The organism is Streptomyces flaveolus, assembly GCF_044765825.1.
Classification (GTDB): Bacteria; Actinomycetota; Actinomycetes; order Streptomycetales; family Streptomycetaceae; genus Streptomyces; species Streptomyces flaveolus.
In genome coordinates this window covers 461,119-475,630 of the sequence record NZ_JBIWKU010000005.1, presented here as the reverse complement: position 1 = coordinate 475,630, position 14,512 = coordinate 461,119, and the positions used below count along the sequence as shown (strand labels likewise).

The window sequence follows — 14,512 nt, the reverse complement described above, 5'->3', positions numbered from 1 at the left end:
GTCGGAAGCCACAGTTCCGGTCACGGCCGTGCCACGGGCCCGCCCCTCCGTCTCACCGCGGTGATCACGGCCACGAGCGCGGCGGTCACGACGAAGGTCCCCACCATGACCATCCCCGCGCCCACCACGAAGAGCCCGCTGGCGTCGTCCGACCAGTCGTAGCCGGCGGAGACGGTCAGACCGGCGGTGACCCCGGGCACGACGCTCGCGCCATGGTCCCGGAACGCCGCCCAGCACACCGGCACCAGCAGCGTCAGCACGAGCCCGATCACCTGCCAGGGCTCGTACGGCCCGGTCGTCGAACCGTCGGGGTGCACATCACGCTCCTGGTCCCACCCCAGCCAGGCGGCCCACAGCGCCGCCGCCACCCCGGCGAGCACGAGCCCCGGCACCAGCCGCGCGACAGTCTTCGGTCGTCGATCTTCCATACCCCGAGCGTCCCCGCACGCCCCCCGGCCGACCAGAGCGAAAGTACTCAGCTCTCCCCGAGTACCAGCAGCGTCCGGCCCGCCCGGGAAGAGGGCGCGCACGACGACGGCCCCCGACCGTCAAACCTGGTCGGGGGCCGTCGATCACCGCGGTGGGTGTGGGATTTGAACCCACGGTGACTTGCGCCACGACGGTTTTCAAGACCGTTCCCTTAGGCCGCTCGGGCAACCCACCCCGCGCCGGCCGTGATCGGCCGCGCGGGACCAGGGTAGCGGGTCCGTGCGGGGGCGGGTGGCTCAGTCGTCGCCGGTCTTGGAGCCGAGGGTGAGTTCGGTCGTGTGCTGCTTGCCGCCGCGTTCGTAGGTGACCGTGACCTTGTCGCCGGGCTTGTGGGTCCAGATCTCGCCGATCAGGGTCGGACCGCTGTCGATCACCGTGTCGTCGAGCTTGGTGATGACGTCGCCCGGCTTGAGGCCCGCGGCGGCGGCGGGCCCGCCCGGCTCGACGGGCTCGGAGCCGCTGACACCCTGCTCGGTGATCTTCGCGCCGTTCGTCGTCTCCTCCAGCGAGACGGAGGCGCCGATCTTCGCGTACACCGGCTTACCGGTCTTGATCAGCTGCTTGGCGACGAACTCCGCCTGGTTGACGGGGATGGCGAAGCCCAGGCCGATCGAGCCCGCCTGGCCGGCGCCACCGAAGCCGCCGCCGCTCGTGGACTGGATCGCGGAGTTGATCCCGATGACGTTGCCCTGCGCGTCCAGCAGCGGGCCGCCGGAGTTGCCCGGGTTGATGGAGGCGTCGGTCTGCAGGGCGCTCATGTAGGACGCCTTGCTGCTCGCGCTGCCGTCGCTGGAGGCCACGGGGCGGTTCTTGGCGCTGATGATGCCCGTGGTCACCGTGTTGGACAGGCCGAAGGGGGCGCCGATGGCGATCGTCGAGTCGCCCACGGCCACCTTGTCCGAGTCGCCGAGGGGCAGCGGGTTCAGGTCCGACGGGGCGTTCTCGAGCTTGATGACCGCCACGTCGTAGCCCTGGGCGTGGCCGACCACCTGGGCGTCGTACTTCTTGCCGTCGGGGAAGGTCGCGCTGAGCTTGCCGCCGTCGACCGCCTCCGCCACCACGTGGTTGTTGGTGACGATGTGGCCCTGCTTGTCGAAGACGAAGCCCGTGCCGGTGCCGCCCTCGCCGTTGCTGCCCTCGGCCTGGATGGTGACCGTGCTGGGCAGCGCCTTGGCGGCCACGCCCGCGACCGTGCCCGCGTCGCGCTTGACCGAGCCGCCGGTGTCCGAGGCGGAGACCGTCGTGGAACCCGTCTCGTCGTTGTTCTTGGCCAGGGTGTAGCCGAGGCCGCCGCCCAGACCGCCCGCGACCAGCGCGGCGATCAGGAGCGCGGCGACCATGCCGCCGCGGCCGGACTTCGGGGCTGGCTGCTGGTACGAGGCGCCCCAGCCGTCGCCGGAACCGTCCCCGCCACCGCCACCGTAGGACGGACCGGCCGGCGGCGGGGGCGGCGGCCAGGACGCGTCAGGAGCCGAGGAACCCGGGGCGGCCTGGTGGGAGGTGTGTGCGGACGCCGGGGGCGTCGGGAAACCGCCGTGCGGTTCGGCCCCCGCGGGCGGCTGGGACGGCGGCTGGCCCGGGTGGGGCGGCGGGGCCGGTTCGGAGGCTGCGGGAGATGCCACCGGCACGGGAGGTGCGGACGGGGCCGGGGGTACCGCGGTGCCCTCGTTCTCGGTGCTCACAGCTTCTCTCCTCGATCCATGACTGCCGCTCGGGCGCACCGGTCGCGCTCAGCCACGCTCACGCGCGCTGCTCCACGGACCGGCGCGACGCGGCTGCGCATGTGGTGGTGCATGTTTGTGTAGGCCATCAGCTTTTCCCACGAGCCGTCAGAGCACCATAAGCGGATGCTGTGGGTCGCGGTTGTCGCTTATACAGGTCATCCAAGACTAAACGGGCACCAGCGACGACTCCGACGGCACGTCTACCCGTGCACGGTGGCACCATGACGCGGTGACCCACGTACGACAGCACCCGATTCAGGTCGTCGCCCACCGCGGGGCCTCCGAGGAGGCCCCCGAACACACCCTGGCCGCGTACCGGAAAGCGATCGAGGACGGGGCGGACGCCCTGGAGTGCGATGTACGCCTGACCGCCGACGGTCACCTCGTCTGCGTCCACGACTGGCGCGTCAACCGTACGTCCAACGGCCGGGGCGCGGTCTCGGCGCTGGAGCTCGCCGACCTGGCGGCCCTGGACTTCGGCGCCCGCAGGACCCGGGAGTTCTGGCGCACCCGCGACGAGCAGCCCGAATGGGAGCACCGGCCCGAGGACCGGGAGGAGACCTCCGTCCTCACCCTGGAGCGGCTGCTGGAGCTGGTGTCGGACGCGGGGCGGCGGGTGGAGCTGGCCATCGAGACCAAGCACCCCACGCGCTGGGCGGGGCAGGTGGAGGAGCGGCTGCTGCTGCTCCTGAAGCGGTTCGGTCTCGACGCGCCCGCCTCGGCCGCCGAGTCGCCGGTGCGGGTGATGAGCTTCTCGGCCCGCTCGCTGCACCGGGTGCGGGCCGCGTCGCCGACGCTGCCGACGGTCTATCTGATGCAGTTCGTCTCGCCCCGGCTGCGCGACGGAAGGCTGCCGGCCGGTGTCCGGATCGCGGGCCCCTCGATCCGGATCGTGCGGAACCACCCCGCCTACATCGAGCGGCTGAAGGCGGCCGGGCACCAGGTGCACGTGTGGACCGTGAACGAGACCGCCGACGTGGATCTCTGCGCCGGCCTGGGCGTCGACGCCATCATCACGAACCGGCCACGCGCGGTCCTGGAGCATCTCGGCCGCTGATTCGTCCGGAGGCCTTGACCCGGCGGGCCTTCTGCCCCATTCTCCGGTCTCGGCCACACCGACGAAATCCAGCCACACGATTACGGGGAGTGCTCCGGCGCGTTCGGTGCGTGTTCGACCGTGTCGAATGCGTCACTGGGCGGGGACCGGCCGGTTTCCGGTTCAGGCCAGAAGGGCATCCACACCGTGGCGTGGGGCGAAGGAGGTCTCGGGGGTGGCGTTGGTGGTGGCACAGGAGGTGCCCACGTCGTCGAGCATGGCCGTTCCTCATGGCCCTGCGGGCGTGGGGAAAGCACGGCACCGGATGCGGGAGCAGCTGCGCAGAGGTGGTGTGGCGGAAGCGGTCATCGACGACGCCGTACTGGTCCTGTCCGAACTTCTCAGCAACGCGTGCAAGCACGGCCGTCCGCTGGGCGACGCTCTGGCCGGGGACGGTGACGTCCGCGCCGCATGGCAGGTGGACGCGGGAGGCCGGCTCCTCGTGGAGGTCACGGACGGCGGCGGCCCGACCCGCCCGGCTCCGGCGACCCCGTCGGTCACGGCGCACGGCGGCCGCGGGCTGAACATCATCACCGCGCTCGCCGACGACTGGGGCGTACGGGACGAGGCGTGCGGAGACGTCACGGTCTGGGTCGTCGTCCACGACGACGTGCACGACCCGGACGCGGGACACCGGCGCGACGACTTCGCCACGCGGGTCGCGGCCCCGGCGGTGTCGCAGATGACCGGACTGGGCTTCGCGGACGCGTTCGACGATCTGGGCTGACCCGGGCCGGGCGGCGCAGGGCCGCGCGGGGCAGGACCACACGCGGGGCGTGCGGCTCGTTCCCGTGAGGAAACTCCCCGCACGGACGCCGGGGAGTTGTCCACACGCGGCCCGTCGTCCACAGGGTCCCGTCGGCCGGAGCGCGAGCGGCTAGGCTCGCGCCCGTACGAGTAGAGCCGTAACCGGGAGACACCCACGATGGCCAAGAAGCGACCCCAGACGAAGGCCAAGCGGCCCCAGCTCACCGACGGAGAGGTCCCGGTCGTCGGTGCCCGCGAGCCCTGCCCCTGCGGCAGTGGCCGCCGCTACAAGGCCTGCCACGGCCGGGCCGCCGCGCAGGCCACGACCGCGCTCGTGCAGCGCCCGTTCGAAGGGCTGCCCGGCGAGTGCGACTGGGTGGCACTGCGCGAGCTGGTGCCGGCGGCCACGGTCGGGCTGACGCTGAAGGACGGCCTGCCCGAGGACGTTCCGTCGGTCACGCTGGCCACGGTGCTGCCGATGGCCTGGCCGGCCCTGCGCCGCGACGACGGCTCGGTGCTGCTCGGCCTGCAGAACGACACGGCGTCGGGCGACATCAGCCGCGACCTCGCGGACACCCTCCAGCGGGCCCTGACCGCCCCCGCGGGCACGCCCGTGCAGGGACGTCGCGCGCCGGCCGACGGTCCGCGGCTGCAGGACCTGCTCGCGCCCGAGAGGGATTTCGAGCCGGTCGTGCACGAGGGCTTCGAGTTCTGGGTCCCGGACGCGGAGAACGCCACGCCGGAGGTGACCGCCTCCCTGGAGCGGGCCAACGCCGCGGCCATCCCGACCGTCCGGCTCCAGGGCGTGGACGCCGCCTACTGGTGCGAGACGCCGGAGAAGAACCACCTGCGGTGGGTCATGCCGCACGAGGAGGAGCGGCTTCTGGACGCTCTGGCCCGACTGCACGCGGCGGGCCGGTCGAGTCTCGGCGAGGGCACCCGGCTCGTGGGTTCCTTCCGTGCTCACGGGCTCACCGTCCCGGTCTGGGACCTGCCGAGCGGAGTCACCGCCGAGGACGTGGAGAAGCCGGCGGCCGAGTTCGCCGAGCGCCTCACCGAGGCACTGGCCACGGACGCGCCGCTCACGCCCGACGAGCGCCGGGCGCGCGGCGGTCTGACCAACCGGCAGGTCACCCTCAGCTGAGCCGCGGCCGGCGCACGGCGGCGGTGTCCGGCCCGGCTGACCGACCGGTCAGCCGGAACACCGGGCCCGGAAGGGGTGACTCCCGTCACAACTCCCGGCAAGGACACGCCAGTCGGTGACCGGAAAACAGGAGATCGAATTTGCTAACCGCCGATCTCTTGTTACCGTTCGAGTAGCCCGGTTGCTGGTGCATCCCCCGTCGCCAGCAACCGGGTCTTTCCATGCGCCCGGCGCGCACGCGGCCCTAGCCGCTGCGTCAACGGTCCTCTTCCGTGGGCGAGTTGCTGCCGGTGCGCAGCAGCAGCGGTCCATGACCGGCCCGGCCCGCGAACTCCGCGACCGCGGTGTACTCGGCCGGCTCGCCCCGCATCCGCTCACGGGGCGTCTCACACATACCCGGCGCGTCCTCGGCGCCCGTCGCGCAGCGCATCCGCACGCTGCGGCCCCCGGGCCCCATGAGGCTCAGCACGGTCTCCAGCGCTCCACCGGTCGCGTTGCGGTAGTAGGTCCGCGCCCAGGTCCCGGCCCCCTGCGTCAGCACACAGGTCTGCGCCTCGACACCCTCGGGCGAGGTGAGTTCGGGGCCGCAGCGCACGGCGGTGGCCAGGCCGAGCGGCAGCGTGGTGGGGGCGGGCCCGGCGTCGGACGGCGTGGCGTCGTCGCCCCTCCGCCCGGGTGCCTTGCCGTCACCGTCGCGCGGAAGCAGGCGCACACCCAGCGCCTGCTCGCCCTTCTCCCCGTTGTGCACGGGCCCCGCGGACGCCACGGCGAACGGCAGCACGACCGCGCACACCACGACACCGGCGAGGCCGTACAGACGAAACCGGCCGGCCGGTCGACGGCGGTGCAGTCCCGCGCGGCGCGGCCTCGCGGCGCGGTGCTCCCCAGCATGAAGCGGCATGGAGCGGACGATAACGACCCGGGCGGGCGCCGACTTCCGCGCGCGCCCGACACCCCTACAACTCGGGTGCGCTCACACCCGTACGGGTGAGGGCGTCGACCACCGCGTCCACCACGGCCTCCACGTCGGGCAGCCAGGGCGAGGCGGAGCCGGGCAGCGGTGCCCGCTCCCAGCGGACGGCGTCCCGGCCGGTCTCGGACGGGGGCAGGGCGAGGTAGCCGCCCTCGCCGTGGAAGCGCAGGGAGCCGGGGACGAAGTCCTTGGCGTAGAGCAGTTCGCCCAACTGCTCCATGGAGTAGGGCCGGACCAGCAGCGACCAGCGGGTGGCCGAGGCGACGACCGGGCCGAGCCGCAGACCGGCGCGGTCGAGCGCGGTCAGGGCGCGGGCGGCCGGCAGGGCGGGCAGGGAGACCGCGCACGGGGCGCTGCCCCCGGTGGCCAGGACGATCGGCGCCGTCGGCCGGTTGGTCCACCACCAGCGCACCATCCGCTCGTCGGTGGTGGCGGCCAGCAGGCCGGGGTCGAAGGGGTGCGCGCCGGGCACCGTGCACTCGGGGTCGGGGCAGCCGCAGCGCGAGCGCGCCTGCGGATCCGGCGCCACGCCCGGGAGTACGGGCCACTGCCACTGCGTCGCGTAGGTCAGGGCCGCGCCGATCAGCTCAGGCCGCCCGTCGCCTCGCCGGGACAGGAGCCTGCGTCGCCTTCCGAGGATCTCGCGCATGAGCGCTCGTTCCTTTCCGTTGCACGCCTGGCAACACCGTGGTCGTCTCACACCATGTGTCGATCACTTCGCTGTGCGTAGCTGGTGGCGCATCACACCCCTGCCGCGGGCAAGGGGAACCCCTGTGGTCCGAGCTCAGACTGCGTCCGCGGCGGTTCCGTCCATACTGCGTCCATCAAAAGCATGGGCGTGGCGCGGGGGTGGCGAAGTCTGGCGTTTGCCGTCCCGCGTATGTCTCTCCGCCTCCGCCACGGGAGGATGGGGCACGGTCGTCGGTGGATAGGACGCCCGGGTCCGCCGCCAGGTTCCGGGTGGCCCCCAGCCACCCCTGGCCTTCACCGAGTACGTACCCATCACGACCGCTGTGACGCTCCGTCGAGCACCCCCAGAAGACCGCAACAAGACATCCTCCAGGGCAGTTTCGAGCCAACTTTGCTTTTCCGCAAGGGGTTCGGAAAGGAGGCCCCTTCCGCCCCACAGACACCAGGAATCCCCGCAGGACAATGCTGGACATCTCCTTACGAGTGCGTGTACATGTGGAGACACTGCTAGCGGCGCAGAATGACATGGGGGTTTGCGATGCTTTTGAGCAGTAAGCACCGGTCGGAAAGCCGGACGCCATGAACGCCCCGCACGCTGCGAAAGTGGCTGGAATCGATTCAACTGTGCCGTCCCCCGCACACACTGTCGCGTCCGCCGCCGCGGGCACCTCGCCGGCCGCCCCGCTGGCCGACCCGGGCGCACCGGTTGCCCCGGGCGCCCTGCTCCAGGACCGGCTCGCCGGCTGGGTGTCGGACCTGACGACCCTGCACGAGCTGACCGAGCGCCTCGCCCGCACGGACTCCCTCGCCGAGGCGCTCCAGGAACTGCTGCGCGCCGGCGCCGCCCTGGTGGGTGCCCGGCGTGGTCTCGTCGTCCTGGAACCGGGCGACGGGCTCGGCCCGGACAGCACCATCGGCCTCGGACTGGCCCGCGCCGACCTCGGCCACATCGAGACGGTGCCGCGCAGCTCGCTGTCGTACGGACGGATCCTGGAGGGTCTGCCCGTCGCCGAGGGCGGCATCGCCGAACCCGACCTGTTCGCCGAGGAGGGCCTCGACCCGCGCCACCGCGAGGTCGCCGCCCGCCTCGGCTACGCCGCCAGCTACGCCCTCCCCCTGTCCACCGAGCGCGCCGGACGCCTCGGGGCCGCCGTATGGCTCTACGACGAGCCCGCCGAACCGCGCGAGCGGCAGCGGCACCTCGTCGGGCTGTACGCCCGGTACGCCACCGAACACCTGGCCCGGCTCCTGGAGACCGAGCGCACCCGCACCCGCATGGCGACCATGGCCGAGGAACTGCTGCCCTCGCGCCTGCCCCGGGTGCCCGGCGTGCGGCTCGCGGCCCGCCGCCGCACCGGTCCGCGCGGCGGCGGCGACTGGTACGACGCCCTGCCGCTGCCCGATGCCGCGCTCGGCCTGGCCGTCGGCTCCGTCACCGGCTGCGGCCCCAGCGCGGTGGCCGCCACCGGGCGGCTGCGCGCGTCCCTGCGGGCGTACGCCGTGATGGAGGGCGAGGACCCGGTCGCGGTCCTGTCCGACCTGGAGCTGCTGCTGCGGCTCACCGAACCCGCCCGCTCGGCCACCGCCCTGTTCGGCTACTGCGAGCCCGCGCTGCGCCGGATCACCCTGGCCGGCGCCGGACACAGCCCCCCGCTGCTGATCGGCGAGCGGCGCACCGAGTTCGTGGAGACCTCCGTCTCCGCGCCGCTGGGCATGCTCGCCTGCTGGGAGGCCCCGAGCGTGGAGTTCCAGGCCGCACCCGGAGAGACGGTCCTGCTGTACACCGACGGCCTGCTGCACCGCACCGGCGACCCGACCGACCGCGCCTTCGCCCGCCTGCACGCCGCGGCGGCCGGCGTTCCGCGGGCCAAGCGCCACGACCCGGACGCCGTCGCCGACCACGTGCTGCGCACGGTGCTGCCGGACGGCGCGGACGAGGCGGACTCCGAGGAGGACGTGGTCCTGCTGGCGGTCCGCTTCGACCAGTGACGCGCCGCCGCACGGTGTAACAGGTCCTTCGGCCCTGGGCCCCCTTCCGCACGACCGTACGATGGGGGTGGTCCAGTGCCGTATCAAGGAGGATGACCGTGGCGGAGGAGCTCACCCCGGAGACCCCGGACGAAGCCGAAGAGCCGATCAAGCAGCGCAAGAACGGCCTGTACCCGGGCGTGTCCGACGAGCTCGCCGAGAACATGAAGTCCGGCTGGGCCGACACCGAGCTGCACGACCTGCGGCCGATCGCCCAGGTCGCCGAGACCGCCGCCCGCCGCGCCGCGCTCTCCGCCCGCTTCCCGGGCGAGCGCCTGGTGATCCCCGCGGGCAACCTGAAGACCCGCTCGAACGACACCGAGTACTCCTTCCGCGCGTCCGTCGAGTACGCCTACCTGACCGGGAACCAGACCGAGGACGGCGTCCTGGTCCTGGAGCCCGAGGGCGACGGCCACGCCGCGACGATCTACCTCCTGCCGCGCTCCGACCGCGAGAACGGCGAGTTCTGGCTCGACGGCCAGGGCGAGCTGTGGGTCGGCCGCCGCCACTCCCTCACCGAGGCGGAGAAGCTGTACGGCATCCCCGCCTCCGACGTGCGCGAGCTCGCCGGCACGCTGCGCGAGGCCACCGGCCCGGTGCGCGTCGTGCGCGGCCACGACGCCGGCATCGAGGCGGCGCTGACCGACAAGGTCACCGCCGAGCGCGACGAGGAGCTGCGCGTCTTCCTCTCCGAGGCCCGCCTCGTCAAGGACGAGTTCGAGATCGGCGAGCTGCAGAAGGCCGTCGACTCCACCGTCCGCGGCTTCGAGGACGTCGTGAAGGTCCTCGACAAGGCCGAGGCGACCAGCGAGCGCTACATCGAGGGCACCTTCTTCCTCCGCGCCCGCGTCGAGGGCAACGACGTCGGCTACGGCACCATCGCCGCCGCCGGCCCGCACGCCTGCACCCTGCACTGGGTCCGCAATGACGGCCCGGTCCGCTCCGGCGACCTGCTGCTGCTCGACGCGGGTGTGGAGACGCACACGTACTACACGGCGGACGTCACGCGCACGCTGCCGGTCAACGGCACGTACAGCGAGCTGCAGAAGAAGATCTACGACGCCGTGTACGACGCCCAGGAGGCCGGCATCGCGGCCGTGAAGCCGGGCGCCAAGTACCGCGACTTCCACGACGCCGCCCAGCGGGTGCTGGCCGAGCGGCTCGTCGAGTGGGGCCTGGTCGAGGGGCCGGTCGAGCGGGTGCTGGAGCTGGGCCTGCAGCGCCGCTGGACGCTGCACGGCACCGGCCACATGCTCGGCCTGGACGTCCACGACTGCGCCGCCGCGCGCGTGGAGTCCTACGTCGACGGCACCCTGGAGCCCGGCATGGTCCTCACCGTCGAGCCCGGTCTGTACTTCCAGGCCGACGACCTGACCGTGCCCGAGGAGTACCGGGGCATCGGCGTCCGCATCGAGGACGACATCCTCGTCACCGAGGACGGCAACCGGAACCTGTCCGCCGGCCTGCCGCGCCGGTCGGACGAGGTCGAGGCCTGGATGGCTTCGCTGAAGGGCTGACCTTCGCGGCAGATGGCCGGGTACCGCACCGGGTACCCGGCCATCGACGTGCCCAGGGGTTCCCGCCTACGGGCCGCCCCCTGGGTCGGTGAGGCGCCTCGACGCGCCCAGGGGGAGGATTTCCGTGGACGACTTCCGGTCCGCCATCGGTGTGGACCTGCATCTCGAGCCGGACGCCGGGGAAGGGCGCCGGAACGGGCTCGAGCGGGCGCTGCGCGACGCCGTAAGGGACGGCCGGCTCGCCCCGGGGGCCCGGCTGCCGGCGACGCGGCGGCTGGCGGCCGAGCTCGGCATCTCGCGTGGCACGGCGAAGGCTGCGTACGACCAGCTCGTCGCCGAGGGCTATCTGACGGCGCGGCAGGGATCGGGCACCCGCGTGGCGCAGCTGCCCTCGGTCGCCGCCGAGCCGGTCGGCGGAGCGGCACACGCGCGTGCGCCGCGTCTCGACCTGCGGCCCGGCAGCCCGGACGTCGGCGCCTTCCCGGCGGCGGCCTGGCTGCGGGCGCTGCGCCGCGCGGTCGCCACCGCGCCGCTGCCCGCGTACGACTACGGCGACCCGCGCGGGCGGATCGAGCTGCGCACGGCCCTGTCGGGCTACCTGGGGCGGGCGCGCGGGGTGATCGCACCGCCGGAGCGGATCGTGATCACCTCCGGCTATGTGCAGGGCCTGGCGCTCCTCACGCGCGTGCTGGACGGCGCCGAGGTGGCCATGGAGGACCCCGGACTGCCCTTCCACCGGGAGGTGGTGCGGCGCGCCGGCGGGAGCGTGCGGCCGGTCCCGGTCGACGAGCGGGGAGCCCGCGTCGACGGCCTGGGCGACGCCACGGCCGTGGTCGTCACACCCGCCCACCAGTACCCGACGGGCGTGACGCTGCACCCGGAGCGGCGACGTGCCCTCACCGACTGGGCCCGCGCACGCGACGGCCTGATCGTCGAGGACGACTACGACGGGGAGTTCCGCTACGACCGGCAGCCCGTCGGCGCGCTCCAGGGCATGGCACCCGGCCAGGTCGTCTACCTGGGCACCGTGTCCAAGACGCTCGGGCCGGCGCTGCGGCTGGGCTGGATGGTGCTGCCGCCGCACCTGGTCGACGCGGTCGCCGATGCCAAGCTGCACAGCGACCACCACACCGAGTCCCTCGGCCAGCTGGCGCTCGCCGAACTGATCGGCACGCACGCCTACGACCGGCACGTGCGCGCGTCCCGGCTCCGCTACCGGCGCCGCCGCGACCAGCTCCTGGACCGGCTGGGCCGGCGCCGGCGGGTGCGCGGGATCGCGGCCGGGCTGCACGCGCTGGTGGACGTCGACGACGAGGCGGAGGCCGTGCGGCGGGCGGAGGCGGAGGGTCTCGCCGTCGGACGGCTCGGGGACCACTGGCAGTCGCCGCCGGCCGCCGGCTCCGGCCGGCCGCAGGGGCTGGTGGTGGGATACGGAACGCCCCGGGAACGCACGTACCCCGAGGCGCTGGAGGCGCTGGGGCGGGTCCTGGACGGGGTGCGCTGAGGGAAAGGCGGTCCGCCGCGGCCTCGGGCCCCGGGCCTCGGTGCCCGTCACACCGCCGTCAGGGGGGCGTCCTCCCGCCACTTGAGGAGCTTGTCGAAGCTCACCACGGCCCCCGCCCGGCCCGGTGTGCCGCCGATGTGGACGTGGTCGGCGAGCTCCCGGATGAGACACAGGCCGCGCCCGTGCTCGGCGTCGGCGGGCGCCGGCCGGGCCGGTACGCCCGGCCGGCCCGAGGCACCCGCGTCGAAGCCGGGGCCCGTGTCGGCGACCTCGATGCGGCACCGCTCGCCGTCGAGGTAGGCCGTGACGCGGTACGCGTCCGAGGGGCTGCCGGGCTCGTCGTCCCCGCCGTGCTCGACGGCGTTGGCGCAGGCCTCACTGAGGGCGACGGAGAGGTCGAAGGAGATGTCGGGGTCGACGCCCGCGGTCTCCATCGTGCCGAGCAGCAGGCGGCGGGCCAGGGGCACGCTCGCAGCCTCGCGCCGCAAATGGAGTGACCACCAGATGCTCATGCTCCAGCCTCCCGGCCGCGGCTCGACATACCGTTACGTATTGCCCCTTGTGCCCGGGCGTAAGCGCAGTGTGTGCATCGGACCGCCCGGACGGCGGATGCGACCGCCCCGGCGATCGGTGTATGTGGGGCGGCTGCTGCCAAGAGCGACCATCCGGTCGTACGGCATCTTGCGGACCTGCCGTACGGCGCGGGGGCCGCCAGTGCGATGATGGGCCCGCCATGACTGCCCCCCACCCGCCCTCGGCGCGCTCCGGGAACGACCTCCGGATTCTGCGGGCCGCGGTGTTCGCCGCGGTCTGCGTCGTGCTGGCCGCGGCGGGGCACACCTTCGCCTCCTGCGCCACCGTCCCCTGGTGGTCGCTGGGCGCGGGATTCCTCGGGGCGGTCCTGGTCGCCGTGCCCCTCGCCGGGCGCGAACGTTCGCTGCCCGGGATCGCGGTACTGCTCGCGGCCGGTCAGACCGCCCTGCACACGGTGTTCGGGCTCGGCCAGCACGGGGCCACGGCGGTCACCACGGCGGCGTCCCCCGGCGGGGCGGGCCCGCTGTCCGACGCCTCCCTGGTCCAGCAGGCCGCACGCCTGATCTGCGGGACCACCGCCGCGGCGATCAGCCCGGCCCAGGCCGAGCGGATTCTCACCGACGCGCGGCTCGCACCGGGTTCCGGCGCCCACACCGGCGCGGCACACCACCCGGCGGACGCCCTGTCCACCGCCGCCGGCTCCTCCGGCTCGCTGCTGCCGTCCCTGCCGATGCTGCTCGGCCACGTCCTCGCGGCACTCGCCGCCGGCTGGCTGCTGCGACGCGGGGACCTGGCCGTGGCACGGCTCGTCGCACTGTCGGCGCACTCGGCCCAGTCGATGGCCGAGGGAGCGCTCGTGCGTGCCCTGCGCGCCGCGCTCGCGTTGGTGCGCGCCCTGCACCGCGGGCTCGCGGGCGCTCCCCGTACGGGCCCGCGCCCGCCGCGCACCGCCCTGCTCGCGCCGGCGTCGCCGCACACCGCAGCTCTCCAGCACACGGTGATCAGGCGCGGTCCGCCGAGTGCCCTCGCCCTCGCCGCCTGACACGACGCGACCACCGACCCGCTTCCGCCTCCCGGCCGGAGTGACGGACGAGGTGCCGCCGTCGTGCGGCACGCGCGCGCGTGCGCGCATCCCTCACCGTCACTCCTGACCCGGCTCCTCGCCGGTCAGCACACGAAGCGGAGTACTCCGTTCATGAAGGTTTCCCGTATCGCCGCCGCCGGCTCCGCGGCCGGCATCGCCGTCCTCGCCCTGTCCGCCCCCGCCTTCGCGCACGTCAGCGTGCAGCCGGAGGGCCCGGCCGCCAAGGGCGGCTACGCGGTCGTCGACTTCAAGGTCCCCAACGAGCGTGACGACGCCTCCACCACCAAGCTGGAGGTCACCATCCCCGCCGACCACCCGCTGGCGTCCGTCATGCCGCAGCCGGTCGCCGGCTGGAAGGCCGAGGTCACCAAGTCAAAGCCGGCCAAGCCGCTGGAGGCGCACGGCAAGCAGATCACCGAGGTCGTCACCAAGGTGACCTGGACCGCCGAGGGCAAGGGCATCGAGCCCGGCTACTTCCAGAAGTTCCCGCTGTCCGTCGGCGCGCTGCCCGAGGACGCCGACCAGCTGGTCTTCAAGGCGATCCAGACGTACTCCAACAAGGAGGTCGTGCGCTGGATCGAGGTGCCGCAGGAGGGCCAGGAGGAGCCCGACAACCCGGCGCCCGTGCTCGAACTGACCGCCGCCGAGGGCGACGCCCACGGCGCCGCCGGCGCGAAGGACGGCACCGACGCCGAGTCCACCGCCCAGCACACCGCGGCCGGCAGCTCCACAGACTCCGGCGACAGCAGCGACACCACCGCCCGCGTCCTCGGCATCGTCGGCATCGTCGTCGGCGCGGCGGGCGTCGCGTACGGCGTCCTCGCCGGCCGCCGCCGGGACACCGGCGCCTCGGCGTAACCGCACCCCCCGCCGGGGGGGGGGGGGGGGGGGGGGGGGGGGGGGCGCGGCCCCCCCCCCCCCCCCCCCCCGCCGAGCGCCTCGGCCTCCGGACCGGCGCCCGCCTCACGCTCACCGACCGGTT

At 73.8% G+C, this 14,512-nt stretch carries 13 protein-coding genes and 1 tRNA gene; 8 read left to right on the top strand and 6 right to left on the bottom strand.

Annotation, left to right across the window (positions count from 1 at the left end; translation table 11 throughout):
- Positions 1 to 20 precede the first annotated feature (20 nt).
- The 3 genes from ACIRG6_RS18555 to ACIRG6_RS18545 all read right to left on the bottom strand — a co-directional run bounded on the left by ACIRG6_RS18555 (position 21) and on the right by ACIRG6_RS18545 (position 2,171).
- Complete coding sequence (locus tag ACIRG6_RS18555; RefSeq protein WP_403323568.1) at positions 21 to 428, bottom strand: hypothetical protein; 408 nt, start codon at positions 426 to 428, stop codon at positions 21 to 23.
- Positions 429 to 578: 150 nt separating this feature from the next.
- Positions 579 to 663 (bottom strand) — tRNA-Ser (locus ACIRG6_RS18550).
- A 62-nt stretch (positions 664 to 725) separates the two neighbouring features.
- Positions 726 to 2,171 (bottom strand): S1C family serine protease, encoded by a 1,446-nt coding sequence (locus ACIRG6_RS18545; protein WP_364675264.1) that lies wholly within the window; start codon positions 2,169 to 2,171, stop codon positions 726 to 728.
- A gap of 271 nt (positions 2,172 to 2,442) precedes the next feature.
- On the opposite strand from ACIRG6_RS18545, the gene ACIRG6_RS18540 reads away from it, so the two are divergent.
- From ACIRG6_RS18540 to ACIRG6_RS18530, 3 genes are all read left to right on the top strand, one after another.
- Entirely contained in the window at positions 2,443 to 3,270 is an 828-nt protein-coding gene (locus tag ACIRG6_RS18540; protein ID WP_350716959.1) for a glycerophosphodiester phosphodiesterase, read from the top strand.
- A 214-nt stretch (positions 3,271 to 3,484) separates the two neighbouring features.
- A complete protein-coding gene (locus ACIRG6_RS18535) occupies positions 3,485 to 4,036 on the top strand; it encodes an ATP-binding protein (protein ID WP_350716961.1) in 552 nt (183 codons plus the stop codon).
- Between the two features lie 198 nt (positions 4,037 to 4,234).
- Positions 4,235 to 5,200 carry a DUF5926 family protein gene (locus ACIRG6_RS18530; RefSeq protein WP_403323566.1) on the top strand — a complete coding sequence of 322 codons (966 nt, stop codon included), beginning with the start codon at positions 4,235 to 4,237 and terminating at the stop codon, positions 5,198 to 5,200.
- Between the two features lie 256 nt (positions 5,201 to 5,456).
- On the opposite strand, the gene ACIRG6_RS18525 is transcribed toward ACIRG6_RS18530, so the two are convergent.
- A complete protein-coding gene (locus ACIRG6_RS18525) occupies positions 5,457 to 6,101 on the bottom strand; it encodes a hypothetical protein (protein ID WP_403323563.1) in 645 nt (214 codons plus the stop codon).
- A gap of 55 nt (positions 6,102 to 6,156) precedes the next feature.
- Entirely contained in the window at positions 6,157 to 6,822 is a 666-nt protein-coding gene (locus ACIRG6_RS18520; RefSeq protein WP_239770949.1) for a bifunctional DNA primase/polymerase, read from the bottom strand.
- A 620-nt stretch (positions 6,823 to 7,442) separates the two neighbouring features.
- Here ACIRG6_RS18520 and ACIRG6_RS18515 point away from each other — a divergent pair.
- From ACIRG6_RS18515 to pdxR, 3 genes are all read left to right on the top strand, one after another.
- Positions 7,443 to 8,852: a PP2C family protein-serine/threonine phosphatase gene (locus tag ACIRG6_RS18515; RefSeq protein ID WP_364819630.1), complete on the top strand. Its 1,410-nt coding sequence runs from the start codon at positions 7,443 to 7,445 to the stop codon at positions 8,850 to 8,852.
- 98 nt (positions 8,853 to 8,950) lie between these two features.
- A complete protein-coding gene (locus tag ACIRG6_RS18510; RefSeq protein WP_239770947.1) occupies positions 8,951 to 10,408 on the top strand; it encodes an aminopeptidase P family protein in 1,458 nt (485 codons plus the stop codon).
- 124 nt (positions 10,409 to 10,532) lie between these two features.
- On the top strand, positions 10,533 to 11,912 hold the full coding sequence (gene pdxR, locus ACIRG6_RS18505) for a MocR-like pyridoxine biosynthesis transcription factor PdxR (protein ID WP_350716973.1): 1,380 nt from the start codon (positions 10,533 to 10,535) through the stop codon (positions 11,910 to 11,912).
- A gap of 47 nt (positions 11,913 to 11,959) precedes the next feature.
- Here the strand turns inward: pdxR and ACIRG6_RS18500 are convergent, their stop codons facing one another.
- On the bottom strand, positions 11,960 to 12,424 hold the full coding sequence (locus tag ACIRG6_RS18500; protein ID WP_364675277.1) for an ATP-binding protein: 465 nt from the start codon (positions 12,422 to 12,424) through the stop codon (positions 11,960 to 11,962).
- A gap of 221 nt (positions 12,425 to 12,645) precedes the next feature.
- Between ACIRG6_RS18500 and ACIRG6_RS18495 the strand changes: the two genes are divergently transcribed.
- Both ACIRG6_RS18495 and ACIRG6_RS18490 read left to right on the top strand, forming a co-directional pair.
- Entirely contained in the window at positions 12,646 to 13,488 is an 843-nt protein-coding gene (locus ACIRG6_RS18495; RefSeq protein WP_364675279.1) for a hypothetical protein, read from the top strand.
- Between the two features lie 153 nt (positions 13,489 to 13,641).
- Positions 13,642 to 14,388, top strand: a complete 747-nt coding sequence (locus tag ACIRG6_RS18490) for a YcnI family copper-binding membrane protein (RefSeq protein ID WP_403323559.1) — start codon at positions 13,642 to 13,644, stop codon at positions 14,386 to 14,388.
- The last annotated feature ends 124 nt before the right edge of the window (positions 14,389 to 14,512 follow it).